Annotated in this window: 14 protein-coding genes; 1 reads left to right on the top strand and 13 read right to left on the bottom strand. The window is 59.0% G+C overall.

Going from position 1 to position 15,769, the window contains the following annotated elements:
• Window positions 1-1,056: a GTP 3',8-cyclase MoaA gene (gene moaA, locus DXC67_RS07825; protein ID WP_233503205.1), complete on the bottom strand. Its 1,056-nt coding sequence runs from the start codon at window positions 1,054-1,056 to the stop codon at window positions 1-3.
• Between the two features lie 235 nt (window positions 1,057-1,291).
• The gene (locus tag DXC67_RS07820) at window positions 1,292-2,329 is read right to left on the bottom strand and encodes a hypothetical protein (RefSeq protein ID WP_117637983.1); all 1,038 of its coding nucleotides are present in this window, start codon (window positions 2,327-2,329) and stop codon (window positions 1,292-1,294) included.
• Window positions 2,330-2,645: 316 nt separating this feature from the next.
• Between DXC67_RS07820 and DXC67_RS07815 the strand changes: the two genes are divergently transcribed.
• Window positions 2,646-3,992: an MATE family efflux transporter gene (locus DXC67_RS07815; protein ID WP_117583356.1), complete on the top strand. Its 1,347-nt coding sequence runs from the start codon at window positions 2,646-2,648 to the stop codon at window positions 3,990-3,992.
• Window positions 3,993-4,147: 155 nt separating this feature from the next.
• Here the strand turns inward: DXC67_RS07815 and ligA are convergent, their stop codons facing one another.
• The 11 genes from ligA to DXC67_RS07760 all read right to left on the bottom strand — a co-directional run bounded on the left by ligA (window position 4,148) and on the right by DXC67_RS07760 (window position 15,619).
• Window positions 4,148-6,376, bottom strand: coding sequence for an NAD-dependent DNA ligase LigA (gene ligA / locus DXC67_RS07810; RefSeq protein WP_117637982.1), 2,229 nt, complete (start codon window positions 6,374-6,376; stop codon window positions 4,148-4,150).
• A 246-nt stretch (window positions 6,377-6,622) separates the two neighbouring features.
• Window positions 6,623-8,089, bottom strand: coding sequence for a S1C family serine protease (locus DXC67_RS07805; protein ID WP_117637981.1), 1,467 nt, complete (start codon window positions 8,087-8,089; stop codon window positions 6,623-6,625).
• Window positions 8,090-8,261: 172 nt separating this feature from the next.
• Window positions 8,262-8,495 carry a hypothetical protein gene (locus tag DXC67_RS07800; protein WP_117637980.1) on the bottom strand — a complete coding sequence of 78 codons (234 nt, stop codon included), beginning with the start codon at window positions 8,493-8,495 and terminating at the stop codon, window positions 8,262-8,264.
• A 3-nt stretch (window positions 8,496-8,498) separates the two neighbouring features.
• Window positions 8,499-8,855 (bottom strand): hypothetical protein, encoded by a 357-nt coding sequence (locus DXC67_RS07795; RefSeq protein WP_124785904.1) that lies wholly within the window; start codon window positions 8,853-8,855, stop codon window positions 8,499-8,501.
• Window positions 8,856-9,335: 480 nt separating this feature from the next.
• Window positions 9,336-9,998, bottom strand: a complete 663-nt coding sequence (locus DXC67_RS07790) for a response regulator transcription factor (RefSeq protein ID WP_117637978.1) — start codon at window positions 9,996-9,998, stop codon at window positions 9,336-9,338.
• Between the two features lie 50 nt (window positions 9,999-10,048).
• Window positions 10,049-11,386, bottom strand: coding sequence for a glutamine synthetase family protein (locus DXC67_RS07785; RefSeq protein ID WP_117637977.1), 1,338 nt, complete (start codon window positions 11,384-11,386; stop codon window positions 10,049-10,051).
• 133 nt (window positions 11,387-11,519) lie between these two features.
• Window positions 11,520-11,891 (bottom strand): DUF86 domain-containing protein, encoded by a 372-nt coding sequence (locus tag DXC67_RS07780; RefSeq protein ID WP_117628961.1) that lies wholly within the window; start codon window positions 11,889-11,891, stop codon window positions 11,520-11,522.
• On the bottom strand, window positions 11,878-12,372 hold the full coding sequence (locus DXC67_RS07775) for a type II toxin-antitoxin system RelB/DinJ family antitoxin (RefSeq protein ID WP_117583364.1): 495 nt from the start codon (window positions 12,370-12,372) through the stop codon (window positions 11,878-11,880). Before DXC67_RS07775 ends, DXC67_RS07780 begins: the two co-directional genes overlap by 14 nt.
• A 42-nt stretch (window positions 12,373-12,414) precedes the next feature.
• Entirely contained in the window at window positions 12,415-13,437 is a 1,023-nt protein-coding gene (locus tag DXC67_RS07770) for a LacI family DNA-binding transcriptional regulator (RefSeq protein WP_199410690.1), read from the bottom strand.
• A 122-nt stretch (window positions 13,438-13,559) separates the two neighbouring features.
• Complete coding sequence (locus DXC67_RS07765) at window positions 13,560-14,252, bottom strand: GntR family transcriptional regulator (RefSeq protein ID WP_117637975.1); 693 nt, start codon at window positions 14,250-14,252, stop codon at window positions 13,560-13,562.
• A gap of 113 nt (window positions 14,253-14,365) precedes the next feature.
• Window positions 14,366-15,619 (bottom strand): ATP-binding protein, encoded by a 1,254-nt coding sequence (locus tag DXC67_RS07760; protein WP_158551317.1) that lies wholly within the window; start codon window positions 15,617-15,619, stop codon window positions 14,366-14,368.
• Window positions 15,620-15,769 lie beyond the last annotated feature (150 nt).

The raw sequence follows: 15,769 nt of genomic DNA, 5'->3' as shown, positions 1-15,769 counted from the left end.
TCATCCTCCGATTTGGGACATAAATCGTTGCGTGCCCTCAATTATCGCGTGTTCCTGCGGTTTGTGGGCCACGGCATCGCGCCAAATCGAAAGTACCTGCATATCATCACCACGGCGAAGCGCCTCACGCACCGAATACTCGGCATCGCTGAACAGGCACGGACGCACGTTGCCATCGGCCGTCAGGCGCAGACGGTTGCAATTCGCGCAAAAATGGTTGGACATGGCGCTGATGAAGCCGACCGTTCCCGCCGCACCCGGAAAGTGCCAGTAGCGCGCAGGGCCCGCGCCGGCAGGAGCGTCGGTGATGTCGAGTGGCTCGAGCTCGCCCAGTCCCGCCGCGGCGGCCCCGGCATTGATGCGCGCCCGCAGCTCGTCACTCGGCACGGTATCGCTCGCGTCCCACAACTCGGGATTGAGCGCGGGCGCATGCGGATCCACGGCACAATGCGAACTCGTGCGCTCGTCGCCGATGGGCATGTATTCGATAAAGCGCAGGTGGATGGGACGGTCGAGCGTGAGCCGCGCGAGGGCCGCCACATCTTGGTTGAGCCGGCGCACCACAACGCAGTTGACCTTAACGGGCTCAAAGCCCCAAGCCAGCGCCGCGTCGATGCCAGCCATGGTCTGCTCGAGCCGACCCAGGCGCGTGATCTTTCCAAACAGCGTAGGGTCGAGTGTGTCGAGCGAGATGTTGACGCGGTTAAGGCCGGCATCTTTGAGCTGCGGTGCCAGCTTGGGCAGCAGGGCGCCATTGGTGGTAAGCGAGATGTCCTCGATCTGCGGAATCGCGCGGATGTCGCGAATGAGCGGAATGATACGGCGGCTGACCAGCGGCTCGCCACCCGTCAGGCGCACGCGGCGAATGCCCTCCCCCGCCACCAGGCGCACAAAGTGGGCGATTTCCTCGGCGCTGAGCAGCTCGTCGTGCGCGCGGGGCGCCACGCCATCGGCCGGCATGCAGTAAATGCAGCGGAAATTGCACTTGTCGGTAACGGCAATACGCAGGTAGTTGATATCGCGGCCAAAACCGTCATGTTGCACGCGCCCGTCCACGCAGCCCTCTCCTCACGCGGCGTTTTATTCTTCGGAAAACATAATACCCCACGGGAGAATCACGCCGACACCCGTACGACAGGACAGGTCGCTTCGAGCAAAACGAACTTCCCAAGCCCATCCTCAACACACAGACCATCACAACATTCGATGCTTTTCCCGTTTTTGGCAAAAAACGTCGAATGTTGTGATGGTTTGCCTGCCCACGGCACCCCGCAGAAGGGCCAAAGCGCCCCTAAAGGCCGCCGTCCCAGTGCCGAATCACGAATTCTCGCAGGTCGTTCTGCCGCTTTTGGAACGCTTCGCTTCGGTCGCACTTAAGGCCTATCGCAAGCGCGATGGCGTTCATCGCCCGGTGCAATTGCAGCTGATGGGCAAACTGAGTCCCGGTGAGGACGATCATCTTAAAGCCCAGCGCGCTCAGCACAGTCATGCGCTCCGCATCCGACGCGCTGCGCTGTTTATCAAGATGGTCCGAGCCGTTGTATTCAATTCCCGTACCGCTCGCAGGCGCATATACGTCAATCTCGAAATACCCGGCCTTAGCGAGATACTTGAACTCGTTGGGAACATCGACCCGATGGTTGAGCTCGATCTTGACGTATCCTAGCCCGCCCTGGGAACGTTTTGCTACGACCATGATTGCGGTGGCCGTCTCCATGGGCGACCGCGCGCCATCGTGCACGCGCTTGAGCACAGCGACCGCGCGTATAGCCCCCTGACGAGATCGGTTCTCATTGCAATAGGCAATCAAATCGGCAACGGCATACCTCTGCCCCATCTCGATATAATCGCCTGTCGACAGATGATTCAAATGGTATCGGGCGCAGATTTCATACCCATATTCCAACTGCTCGGGCTCGCTCATCCACGAACCCGCTTGGACAAAGCACATGGCCTCATCAACCACCAGAAGGCCCTCTGCCACCTCGATAAGATGGCCTGGAGGTACCGGCGCTCCAAACACGTGGCACCTAAATCCAGCCGGCGTCGAGCGCTCAAAATCGAAGTTGACGAGCGTATCGATATGATCGAGCTCTTCTCGTGGAATACCAAGCGAAACCAGATAGTCGGCAACGATCCCAACTGCCGCTGAAGCCCTCAGCCCCTTGGCATCGAGTCCCAATTTGGGCAGGTCCGCAGTCGGCTCCGCCTCGTTAGCAAGCGAGTCCTCATCGTATAGGCTGCTTGCTCGCGAGAGCGGCTCGGACGGGCGCGCCACGTTGTGGTACAGCCAGGCAGTCTTATGGGACAGGACGATCGGCAGGTCCATGAGCCCTCCAATGGAGTCGGATAACCAACCTTATTCCCCCGCTCACGGGTCCGCACACCTTCGTGCACAAGAAAGCGATTCCACCCGGTCGAGTGGTAGAAAAACCATCACAACATTCGATGCTTTTCCCGTTTTTGGCAAAAAACGTCGAATGTTGTGATGGTTTGAGGCGAGGTGAGGGGCACGAAGAGGTCAAAGCATTGTGCTCGGAGCGTGACTTTTTCACCCCGATGCCAGCACAAACCTTGACTCTACAATCGTTGTAGGGTTTTCACTACACTGGTACGTAAACAAACCCAGCCAGAAAGCCCCGCCCATGGAACACGACCTCACACGCGGCAATGTCCTCAAGACCATCGCGGTCTTTGCCCTGCCCTATATGCTCTCGTACTTTTTGCAGATGCTCTACGGCATGGCCGATCTGTACATGATGGGGCAGTTTAGCGGCGCTGCCGGCATCACCGCCGTGGGCAATGGCGCGCAGACGCTCTATATCATTACCGTGGCGCTTGTGGGCCTGGCCATGGGAACGACGGTCATCGTCGGCCACGCCGTGGGTTCGCGCCGCTTTGACCGCGCCGAGGCTGCCATCGGCAACACCATCACGCTCTTTATGGGCGTCTCGGTGGTGCTGGCCGCTGTCCTGCTCGCACTGTGCCCGCAGATCGTGGCACTCATTGGCACGCCAGTCGAAGCGGTCGAAGGCACTGCCGCCTACCTGCGCATCTGCTTTGTCGGCATTCCGTTTATCGCCGCATACAACATCCTCTCGGCCATCTTTCGCGGCCTGGGCGATTCGCGCTCGCCCATGTACGTGATCGGCGTGGCATGCATCATCAACATCGCACTCGATTTTCTGTTTATCGGCCACATGGGACTCGGTCCCGTAGGCGCGGCACTCGGCACGGTAACCGCCCAGACGGCAAGCGTTGCCCTTGCGCTCGTGTGGCTCAAGAGCCGCCGCACGAACATTCACGTTAAGCGCAGCGACCTGCGTCCCCAGCCCGAGGTGCTCGGCAGCATTCTTAAGATCGGCGTGCCCGTGGCCGTACAGGACGGCTGCATCCAGGTGGCGTTTATGTTTATCACCGTCATCGCCAACCACCGAGGGCTCGTCGACGCCGCCGCCGTGGGCCTGGTCGAGAAGATGATCAGCTTTTTATTCATTGTGCCGAGTTCCATGGGCGCCACCGTCAGCGCACTCACGGCGCAAAACGCCGGCGCGGGCAAGGGCGACCGCGCGCGTCAGGTGCTCAAGGACGCCATGACGATCTCGGTAGTGTACGGCTGCCTGATCACGGTGCTGATGTGGCTGGTGGCGCCGGCGTTTATCGGCTTTTTTGCCAAGGACGCTGCAGTAGTCGCCGCCGGCACCGGCTATATGCGCAGCTACATTTTCGACGCGATTTTTGCCGGCATCCACATTTGCTTTAGCGGCTTTTTCGCTGCATACGGCAAGAGCTACATCGGCTTTGCGCACAACGTGCTGGCGGTGGCGCTCATTCGCGTGCCGGGCGCGTGGCTGCTGTCGAACGCCTATTCCGATACGTTGTTTCCCATGGGCATCGCTTCGCCGTGCGGGTCCATTCTGTCGGCGGTCATTTGCGTGATTGCATTTACCGTACTCAACCGCCGCGGGGCTTTTGACAAGTTGGTGGCGTAGCGGGGCAACGCGAGATTGCCCTGATCGATGACATCATCAGCGACGACCCGGCAACCTACGTGACGCAGATCACGGTGCCGGTTGCCCCAGCAAAGTAAGAACCGCCCGGAAGGCATCGTGCTTCCGGGCGGTTCTTCAATTTGGTTATCGACGCCTTAAGCCTCCGGCACCTGACCAGTCGCCAGGATCTGCTCGAGGGCGTCCTCGTCCAGCACGGGCACGCCCAACTGCTCGGCTTTGGCGAGCTTGGAGCCTGCTTTGGGGCCAGCGATCAGATAGCTCGTCTTCTTCGACACACTGCCCGAAACCTTGGCGCCGAGTACCTTGAGCGCCGCACCTGCCTCGTCGCGCGTGCGGTTGACGAGCGTGCCGGTGAGCACGAAGGTCAGACCCGCAAGCGGCTGTGCGTCGGCGAGCTCGCCCGCCACGCCAGCTTCGGCCGCGGCTTGCGCATGAGCGGCGCCCAAGTCGACCTCGAGCGAAAGGCCCGCTTGGCGCAGACGTTCCAGCACGGCAAGGTTCTCGGGCACGGCCAGGAACTGCCTGACGCTCGCCGCAATCTTGGGACCGATGCCCTCGCACTCGGCGATATCCTCTTCGCTCGCCAAGATAAGCTTGTCAATCGACAGGAATCGCTCGGCGATGACCTCGCCCACGCTCTTGCCCACATGGCGGATGCCCAGGGCAAACAGCACACGCCCGAGTGGCTGGCTCTTGGACTTGTTGAGCTCGGCGATGATTTTCTCGGCCGTCTTGAGGCCTACCGGAATAGGATCGCCCTTCTTAACGCCCTTTTTGCTATTGGTGCTCGCGTACACGCGCCCCGTATCCAGGCCTGCGATGTCATCGACCGTGAGCTGGTAGAAGTCTGCGACATCGTTGATCAGGCCGGCAGCGATCATCTTGTCGACGATCTCGTCGCCCAGGCCATCAACGTCCATGCAGCCGCGGCTCACCCAGTGGAGCAAGCGCTCCTTGAGCTGCGCCGGGCAGTCAATGGACACGCAGCGGTAGGCGACCTCGCCATCCTCGTGGACCACGGGGCTGCCGCACACGGGGCAGACCTCGGGCATCTGCCAGTCAACGCTGTCGGCCGGGCGCTTGTCGAGCACCGGGCCCACGACCTCGGGGATTACGTCGCCCGCCTTGTGCACGATGATAGTGTCGCCCTCGCGCACGTTTTTGCGGCGGATCTCGTCGATGTTGTGCAGCGTGGCGCGCGCGATGGTGGAGCCGGCAACCGTCACCGGGTCGAACTCGGCGACCGGCGTGAGCACACCGGTGCGACCCACCTGGATGCGAATCTCGCGCAGGACGGTCTGCTTTTCCTCGGGCGGGAACTTAAAGGCAATGGCCCAGCGCGGTGCGCGGGCGGTAAAGCCCAGGTCGAGCTGCTGCTGAAAGCTGTCCACCTTTACGACCACGCCGTCGATGTCGTAGTCCAAGTCGCCGCGATGCTCGAGCGCCTGGGCGCAGAACTCGTGAACCTCAGCGGGTGTGGCGCAACGGGCAACGTTGGGGTTGACGCTAAAGCCGGCGCTACGCAGCCAGTCCAGGAACTCGCGCTGGCTGTGGACGTGCAGCGGATCGGTATCGGCGATAGCGTAGATAAAGGTAGCCAGGTCGCGGCGCGCCGTGACCTTGGGGTCCTTTTGGCGCAGGCTGCCGGCGGCGGCGTTGCGCGGGTTGGCAAAGGGGTCGCGACCCTCGGCATCGGCCTCTTCATTCAGACGAACAAAGCTGCCCTTGGGCATGTACACCTCGCCGCGTACCTCAATGGTACGCTCGCGGTCGGCGCCCATGTGGGCGAGCGCCGGCTCGGACAGGTGCATGGGCACATCCTTGATGGTACGGACATTGAGCGACACATCCTCGCCCGTGGTACCGTCGCCGCGCGTGGCGGCGCGCATAAAGGTGCCGTTTTGATAGGTAAGCGCCACGCCCAGACCGTCGATCTTAAGCTCGCAGGTATAGGTGACGCTGCCGGCACCGAGCGCATCCTCGGCGCGCTGGAGCCACGCGTCGAGCTCATCCAGGTCCATGGCATCGTCCATGGAATACATGCGTGCCATATGCGTGACCGGCGTAAACTGCTCGCTCACGTAGCCGCCCACGCGCTGGGTATAGCTGTCGGGCGTCACCAGGTCGGGGTAGGTGGCCTCGATTTCCTGCAGCTCAACGAGCATTTTGTCAAAGGCGGCATCCGTGATCTCGGGCGCATCGAGCATGTAGTAGCGATAGGCGTGGTAATCGAGCTCGTGACGTAGCTCGGCCGCACGCGCCGCCGCCTGGGCACAGGCATCGGTCGGTGCGGTGGCATCCGCGCTCGCGGGCGTTTCGGTATCGATGTCCACGCCGTCACCAAACAGGCTCGATTGCTCCATAGCGGCACTCCTTCGCTCGATTTCAAACGGATACAAGAGTACCACCGGTCGCGATGGGGTCGAATAACCCTTTCGAACCGCACCGAATCGGCAGCCGCCAGACTGGGGTGGATCGCGCAATCAACTCATGCCCGTGCCATTTCTAAATGATCCGTTTCCCCGCCCCCAACGGATCAATAAGAAAAGAGGGGCTGTCCCGCGTTGGCGGGACAGCCCCTCTGGCTTCGATATGTGCAATACGGCTCGTTAGAAACCCTGGCCATAGCCTTGGCCTTGACCCTGGCCCTGCTGTCCAAGCAGCTCCTCCAGATACTGGCGCAGCTGCTCGTCAGTAATGCCACCGTTGCCGGTGTCAGTCGCGCTGTCGTCCTGCTGCTGGTTCTGCAGCTTCTCATCGGAGCCCAGCTCGACGGTGACCTTCTTCTCTTCCTTGCCGCGCATGAGCGTGATCTCGACCTTCTCGCCCACCTCGTGGCTGCGCAGCGCGATGATCAGGCCGTCGGCGCTCGAAATCTCATCGTCGCCCAGCTTGGTGATGACGTCGCCCTCCTGAATGCCGGCCTTGGCGGCAGGACCATCCTCAACGACGCTCGCCACATACGCGCCGCTATCGGTGCTCAACTTGTTGGTGCGGGCGTTAAGCGCATTGACGCTCGAAAGCGTAGCGCCCATGTACGGATGCACCGGCGTCTTACCGTCGATGATCTGGTCGGCAATGTTCTTGGCGTAGTTAACCGGAATGGCAAAACCCACGCCCGAGCTGGAGCCCGAGTAGCTCTCGATAAGCGAGTTGATACCCACAAGCTCACCGTTGTCGTTGACGAGCGCACCGCCGGAGTTGCCCGGGTTGATGGCGGCATCGGTCTGGATCATGTTGGCATAGATGGTGTTACCGTTGGTAGAGCTCATGGCCGTTGAGCGATACAGCGCCGACACAATGCCCGTGGAGACAGACTGCTCGTTGCCGAACGGCGAGCCGATCGCCATGACCCACTCGCCCACGTTGAGCTTGGAGGAATCGCCGATCTCGATCGGGGTGAGCTTGGAGGCGTCGGCGTCCTTGAGCTTGATGACGGCCAGGTCGCTCGAGGCATCGTTGCCCACGAACTCGGCCTCGTACGTAGTGCCGTCATCCATGGTCACCACGTACTGATCGTAGCCATCGACCACGTGGTTGTTGGTGAGAATGTGGCCCTCGGTATCGAGCACAACGCCCGAACCGACGCTGCCCGAGCTGTCCGACTCGTCGGCAGACTGCGAAAGCGCGTTGCTCTGGCTGCCACTCGAAGTAGCGGTAATGGAGACCACAGAGGGCAGCGCCTTGGCAGAGACCGCCTCGGCCAGCGTTGTGTCCTCAGAGTCGATGGTAATCTTTTGCGCCGACGAACCCGAAGCACCCGCCGTCACGGCATTCTTGCCACCACCAATATTGAGCGTGCCACTCATAATGAGCGCGATGACCAGCAGGGCGCCGCAGGCGCAGCCGGCAAGCGCTGTAATAAAGATCGGCAGCTTTTTGGTCTTGGTCTTGACCACCGTGTGCTTGTTTACAACCTGCTGACTGCCCAGCGGCTTTCCGGTCTGCGTGTCGTAGGCCTGCACGTAGGGAATGTTGCTGTCGGCAGGCGTCGACTCCACCTGCACGCGCGGCTGCTGCTGGGTCTCGCCGGCGTTGCCCGCATCCTGGGGACGCTGGGAATCGTACTCGCTCATAGCTGCGATCCTTTCGTCAAATAACCAAAGGCCCGCCAAACATGTGGCGGGCCATCATTGTTCACGTTGAGTTGTACCCCAAGCTGGGCAGTCCCGAGCACTAGATGCCAAGATTTCAGCTTTGCTTAAGTAATGACATGCTTATAGGCCAATTCGTTTTATGCCGTCATGTCTATTCGATATAACAGTCGATAGCAAAACCCACGGCTTCGCTCTCTGGCGTGAAAATAGTCTCTCTGCTTCTTGTTCGCGTTTTTTCATTGCCATTTTCATCTCTGACCACCGCGCCAACCACGAGCGCCAATCGCTTCCGAGCGTCCGGCAGCTCCAAGGCTTCCGCCATCCCAGCTCGCATCAAAATGGGAGCTCCTGCCATCAGGCCTAAGAACTGTTTTCCATCAATCATTCTTCATTCCCCTGGTCTGCTTGATTTGGCTTTCTCGGCTGAATGGGGATATAGAACAGTCCCGTCAAGTTCCTTATCTTCCACAAAAACTAGAATCCATTTTTCACCTGCCTTCAACCCTGCAACATATCCGGAACTTGACTTGCGGCGCATATCGATCTTTTTATGGCAACCACTTGGCATCAACGCCTCAAATTGCCCGTTATGAACATCCGATAGAGTGCGAACTTCGATCGCAACAACCGTGTCGTTTTCTCCCCCATTAGTCGCCCCTAGCAGGGACAAACTCACTGCAGCGACCAAGGCAAGGAAAAGAACCAATAGGGGTATTGCCCTTCGAATGAACTTGTCGCCGTTCACGAGCACAATCACCCCTTGCAATATGTTCCGTCGTGAGCCGTGTAAATTGATACGTCATATGGAAGAAACTGCAGCCGGTTTGTCTATCCATTCCAAACCACAAGCAGGTACTTCTTGGCATTTGAGCATGTGTTATACATTGCCACATAGCCCACAACTGCCATTGCGTGCCCGCTGCCATTTGACCGGAGCCCCCCGGAGAAAACATTGCCGAAACGCGCATGCGTAGGTTTTCGCCTCTTTGATAACTTTCGCCTGCGTTGGCGTTATCATTCCCGAAATCGTTTTGCTCGCATCAACAACGTAATCCCATTTATACAAATCCATGGCAAGTAACTAAATGTTATTCGCCAGATAGTGCTATACGCTTGATATTGTTTTTACTGACGCACTTTCAGTCGGTAAAAGGTATGATTCTTGCCACAAGCGAGAAAAGGGTACCGAAAAACTCCGGTGCCCTGTATCGTCTTCTGGTTATCCCTAGTCCTTAAACAGATAGCCCACGCCGCGGACGGTGGTGATGTGCGCCGCGATCTGCGGGCCCACCTTGGAGCGGATGCGTCGGATATGCACGTCGACGGTGCGCGTACCGCCGCAGTACTCAAAGCCCCACACGCGGTGCAGCAGCACCTCGCGGCTGTAGGCGCGGTTGGGATGCGTCGCCAAAAAACTCAGCAGCGAGTACTCCATCAGCGTCAGGTCAATGGGCTCGTCATCGAGTGTCACCTGGTAGGTGGCCAGGTTGATCTCAAGGTTATCGATGTTGAGCACATCATCGGAGGCGACGGGCTCCTCCTCGCCCATCAGACGCTGCGCACGAGCCTTGAGCTCGTTGGGCGTCGCCGTGGGACATACAAAGTCGGCATGCGCATGATTCGGCAGGCGCAGGGTGCCGAGCGCCTCGTCGTCGACGATCACCAGCATGGGAACGCCGCCGCGATCGTCGAGCCACTTGGCAATCTGATCGATGCGGTCGCTGCGGATGCCATCGGAATCGAGGATCAGCAGGTCAAAGTCGTGCGCCGCAGTTGGCGAATCGGGGGTGGCCAGACTCACCTCGACACCCATGGTGGTCGTCAAGCTGCGGGCAAACTCGTGGAAGCGCGTCGTGCGCGCCATGAACAGGGCACTCTTTTCGGACATATCGGCCTCCAAAGAAATGAGCTCAATCGTACTGGGACAAGCCAGCGCGATTAGGAGTTCGCCAGGTAGTGCTTGATCTCCCATTCGGTGATCGTGGACTCAAACTTATGCCACTCGTCGCGCTTCTTTTTGAGGAAGAAGCTATGGATGTGCTCGCCGAGGGCATCCTTCATAAACTGCGAGTCCTCAAAGACGTCGAGTGCCTCTTTAAGCGAGCGCGGCAGCGGCGTATAACCGGCCTCAAGCATCTGGCGGTCGTTGAGCTTGAGCGTCTCGGCCGTGGCCTCGGGCGGGAGCTCCAGCTTGCGCTCGATGCCGTCGAGACCAGCAGCCAGCGTGACGGCGTTGACCAGATACGGGTTGGCCATGGGATCGGGACTACGAAGCTCAATGCGCGTGGACAGCTGCTTGCCGGGCTTGTAGACCGGGATGCGAACCATGCTTGCGCGGTTGCGCAGGCCCCACGTGGCGTACTGCGGCACGGAGTCGCCGCCCGTGGTGATGCGCTTGTACGAGTTGACCGTGGGGTTGGTGATGGCGCTGATCTCGCGCGCGTGCGCCAAGATACCGGCCATGTAGTGCTTGGCGATATCGGAGAGGTGGTACTTCTCGTCATCCTCGCCCCAAAAGACGTTGTTGCCGTCGTGATCGAACAGCGACTGATGCAAAAACATGGCGCTGCCGTCCTCGCCCGCCAGCGGCTTGGGCATAAAGGAGGCGTGACAACCGCTCTCGTAAGCTTGCTGTTTAATGATGAGCTTGGCCGTGGTAATGGCGTCGGACATGCTCAGGGCCTCGGCGTGGCGCAGGCTCATGCCGTGCTGCGAGCGACCGGCGGCGTGGAAGGTGTACTCCACGGGCACGGACATCTTCTCGAGCGTAAGGACCGTGTTGCGGCGCAGGTCGCGCGCGGCGTCGCTCACCGAAAGATCGAAGTAGCCCACGTTGTCGAGCGGCTCGGGCGTGCGCTCGTCGGGGAAATAGTAGTACTCCAGCTCGGCACCAACGTTGAGCAGGTAGCCGGCCTTCTCGGCCTTATGGAACATGCGGCGCAGCGCAGCGCGCGGGTCGCCGGCGAAGGGCTCGCGATCGGGAGTGCACACGTCGCAGAAAACACGGGCGACGCCGTTGTGGCTCGGACGCCACGGCAAAATCTGGAAGGTCGAGGCATCGGGGAACGCCAGCATGTCGGCTTCCTCGGGCGTGGCAAAGCCCTCGATGGCCGAGCCGTCAAAGCCAATGCCCTCCTCAAATGCGACCTCGAGGTCCTCGGGGCTGATGGCAAAGTTCTTGAGGCGGCCGAGAATGTCGACAAACCACAGACGCACAAAGCGGATATCACGCTGCTCTACGGAGCGGAGTACGTAATCGATGTTCTGCTGGTTCATGTCGCTCCCCTTTCTTTCGGGCGGGTTTCGACTGGTCTATATCGCAGATACTATCGCAGAAAAATGTTTCCGCAGGGTTAAAGCGTATCAAGCGCTCAAAAAACGTGTGTGAACAGGCTGGTATGACAAGTGATTATCGCTCGGATTCGGAAACAATTTGCCTACACGCTCGTTCCAGCGCCGGAAACTCCATCGTCACCGCATCCCAAACAACCGATCGGTCGACATTGCCGTAATCATGCGCGAGGTAATTTCTCATGCCGATAATTCCACGCCACTCAATTTCGGGATGAAGCCGCTGCGAGCGTTCCGACAACTTGCCCGCTTCTTCCGTCACCCTAAGCGCGCACATCAAAAGGGAGTCCGCCAACGCCCTCGTCCGCACGTCATTCGCATGCAGAAACTGGTCCTCGGTGATATCAAAAGCCTTGATGCGCTCGTTCGTTTCAGCGATGGCCTCCAAGACCTCTTGGGCGCGGAGGCCGTCTGACTTACGCGCGATCATAAAGGATCACTCCTTCGCGCTCGATTACCGCGGCAAGATCGTCATCAAGATAATCGCTCGAGACAAGGTCCACCTGCCTTCCGGTTTCCTTGCGCACTGCCTCGCCAAACGCCGACAACGCAAAAAGACCAAAGCCCTGCTCGCGATCGACTTCGAGGCGCAAGTCGATATCACTATCTGCACGCGCCTCGCCACGGGCATACGATCCAAATAGGATCACGGTTTTGATGGCGGGAATCGGGCTGGCTGCCTCGCGGACGGCGGACTCAATCTGAGCGGTATCCAAAATGCCCGCTGCGGCGCTTTCGCTCGCAGAGCTTTTACCGAGTGAAGGCACAAACGGCAGCGAGCGCTCGCGCAACATCTGCCTCATGAACATATTGACCGCAACGGACGAAGTCATGCCGAGTTCTTCGCACAGCTCGGCAAATGAATCTTTAATTGACGAGTCCACTCGAACACTCAGCACAGACGCAGCCATGGATACCTCCTGTATGACATTGTCTATATAATATCACACAGACTAGCGCGAGGTCGAAGCGCGGTGTTCGATGTGACCGGGGATCTCGATGCGCTTGGGGGCGAGCTTTGCGGCGTCGCCCACCGTAGTGGTAACGACGTCGATGCGCTCGGACAGACGCTCGATTACGCGCTCGGCGATGGTGTGGGTGTCTTGCGCGGCCGTGGTCACACCGCCAAAGAGCACGTGGTTCCAGGGGTAATCGTCAAACGTTGCGATCTTAAGGCCCGCCGGCAGCGAGGGACCCAGCTGCGCCAGTGCCTCGGTCAGGCGCAGGAAGACCAGGCCGTTGACGGCAATGAGGCCGAGCTTTTTACCCGCATAGCCGCGGATGGTCTCGTCCAGGCGACTGACACCCTCGACACCACCGTCCGCCAAGGTGACGACCTCGCCGGCCAGGCCGCGGCGCGAGAGCTCGTCGGCAAACGCCTCAGCGCGCTCACGACGCACGGGGCTGTCATCGCTTGCCTCGGTAAGCAGGCACAGACGCTCGCTGCCCGCAGCAGCCAAGGCGTCTACCAGGCCGGCGACCAGCTCACGGTTGTTGGAGGTCACCAGATCGATGCCACCGTCGGCAACGTCGCGGTCGAGCAGTACAACGGGCAGGCGCCCCGCGGCCTCGGCAATCGCCTTGTCGTTGCCTCCGCAGGTATTGACGACTAGGCCGTCCACGCCGGCATCGATAAGTCTGGTGAGCGACTCTGCCTCCTTGGCGGGGTCGTTGCCGCTAATGGCCGTCATGAGCGAGCAGCCGCGCGCACCGGCGCTGGCGGAAAGGTCCTCAAGCATGGCGCTGGAGAACGGGTTGCTAATGTCGGCCAGGATCACGCCGATGAGATTGGTGCGCGAGCTGCGCAAATTACGTGCGGCGGCACGCGGGCGATAGCCGGTGCGCTCGATAACCGCCGCGATGCGAGCGCGGGTTTCCTCGGTCATCTGCCCGGGGCGGTTATTGAGATAGCGCGAGACCGTGGCCGGGCTCACGCCCGCCTCGGCGGCAATGTCCTTAATCCTCATCTGCGCCATGGCGCACCCCGTTTCCCAATCGTCAGCAGTCTGAGCCATTTTAGGCATTTTTAATAATTTCGGTTGCAAAACGCTGTAGGTGAGCAGCATCGTTTTGCGTCTCGAGCAGATGCGATGATGGGCTAGATAGACGAGTCTTTGGACAGCTCAAAATAGTCGGGATACAAGGCGATAACCGGGCCCTGCTCCTCGGGCATCAGATGCAAGTGCGTCTCTGCCAAATAGCTCGCCGTATCAGTATCGCCCTTCTTAATGGCCTCAAGAATCCGGCGATGCTGCCGACGAATCGGCTCCCAATCCAAATCCTGCGACATCATACGCAACCAGTTGTATCGCTCAAAATGCGTGTTGACGCTCTTCATCCAATCCCACAACATGTGGCGGCCGGCAATCTCAAAACACGTCTCGTGGAACAGGTTGTCCAGATCGAAAAAGCGACGCGTTTCGCGATGGTCGAGCGACTCGGACTCGGTAAGAATCTGCTCGAGCCGATGCTTTTGCTCGGGCGTGGCAGCCGAACAGCATTTAATGAGCACGCTTCGCTCGAGTTTCTCGCGCAAAAAACAGGCGTTCTCGGCGCGCTCCATGCTGATTTTTGAGACATAGGTGCCGCTTTTGGGACGCGTTTCCACCAGCTCCTGCTCGCGCAGGCGCACAAAGGACTCGCGAATGGGCGTTCGCCCGATTCCCGTCTCCTTTTCCAGACCAATCGCCGAAAGGCGCGTGCCGGGCTTGAGCTCGGCATAGATGATCTTGGAGCGCAATGCGTTGTATGCCTGATCTTGCAGGCTCTGATAATGCTGGTGCTGTTCCATAAAGCTAAAGCCCTCGGATGAAGCTCACGGTTTGTCGAATACCACCATGCAATACTATCGCATCGACACGCCCCAGCTCCCAATCAGTCTTTTTGAGACGGGGCTCTTTTGGACTATGAGCGCTCGTATTTCGTGGCCCGCCCGGTTCCCTGCCTTACGATTGCATTCCGTTCAAGCAGAGATTCGAGTGCCGCCAACGTCCGCATGCGGCTCAGCCCCGTCTGTTTTTCAATCTCGCTTCGCGACATAATTCGCCCGCCCGACAAGGCATTGAGAACCCGGATCTCTTCCTCGGACCCTTCAAAGGCATCGGTAGCGGGCAATGTGACGGCCACCATGCCGCCGCGAACATCAAAAATTGGTTGATTGATCGAATCGCGATAGGCACGTCTAATGCGCGCGATTCCCGTACCAAATTTCTCGATGTAATCCAGCTTTAAAAAGACCTCGGCGACAATTGGGTTTCTGAGCACGGATATCTGCCCATACAGGTATTGTTCCGTCGTCAAACCGGCGGGCAGTGATCCGGGCGAAGTCACAACAACACGATCGTCGTACAAGGCAATTTGAACATTCGCTCGAACGTCCCACGTCCGATGCACCAAAGCGTTTGCAACAGCTTCGCGGAATGCCTCAAGAGGAATTCGATCGGTTTGGACGCGCTCCATCCCTTCGATACGCTCATAACGGTAGTAGCGTGCAAACATAGCCACCGCCCTGTCCACCTGCTCAATTGCGGATACATTTGTCGCCGCCTCGCGATCCAAGATCACATCGTCGGTATCACCAAAACGGACGCAGTCGATGCCCGGAAAATCATTCTTATCCGCCAAAATCGCCGCAGCATTGGTATAGCCGTCCTTGCCGAGCAAGCGAAGCGTGCGCATAATATCCGACGTTAGTTCAGAAATGCCGAGATGTTCAACGCACTTATGCTCGAGCGTATGAAAGCCCAAGTCCTGGCGAGCCGACGTGAGCGCGTCGAACGTTACGTTGCTGCCTTCGAGCGTCAGCCTGCCATACTCAAACCGGTCGACCTCCACCGTTGCCGAATCGTTTCGTCTGTAGGCCTTTCCCTTGCTTCGATAGGGTTTGTCCTGTCCCTCATAAACCGTAAGGATTACGATCCCGTGTTTCTCATCGGGCTCGAGCGTGTAACGGGGAGCGGGATCCAAGCTATCATTAATCATGTTCTCGATGCGGAGACACTCTGCGACCGGATCTGCAAGGCCGACAGCCACGCCCTCGTCATCAACGCCAAACTCAATCTTGCCCGTCCCGTAGTTTGCATAAGCGCTAACCGTTTTAAGAAACGTCGGCGTAACGCTTTCCTTGTATTCGACTGCAGGGCTCTCTCTAACAACCATATGCACAACCCCCTCGTTTCGTACCATTCATAACCGTATTATAAGACGAAAACCGTTTGCGTATTGATTTATAGAAGACGCAAACGGTTTTCGTCTTGATTTACGTACGGAATTAAGACGAATAATTTCGCTTTCGTATGGCTCAATACC

It is taken from the genome of Collinsella sp. TF07-1, from assembly GCF_003437235.1.
In the GTDB taxonomy this organism is placed as follows: Bacteria; Actinomycetota; Coriobacteriia; order Coriobacteriales; family Coriobacteriaceae; genus Collinsella.
Note: the sequence above shows the minus strand (reverse complement) of the source record. Positions and strands in the feature narration are given on the sequence as shown.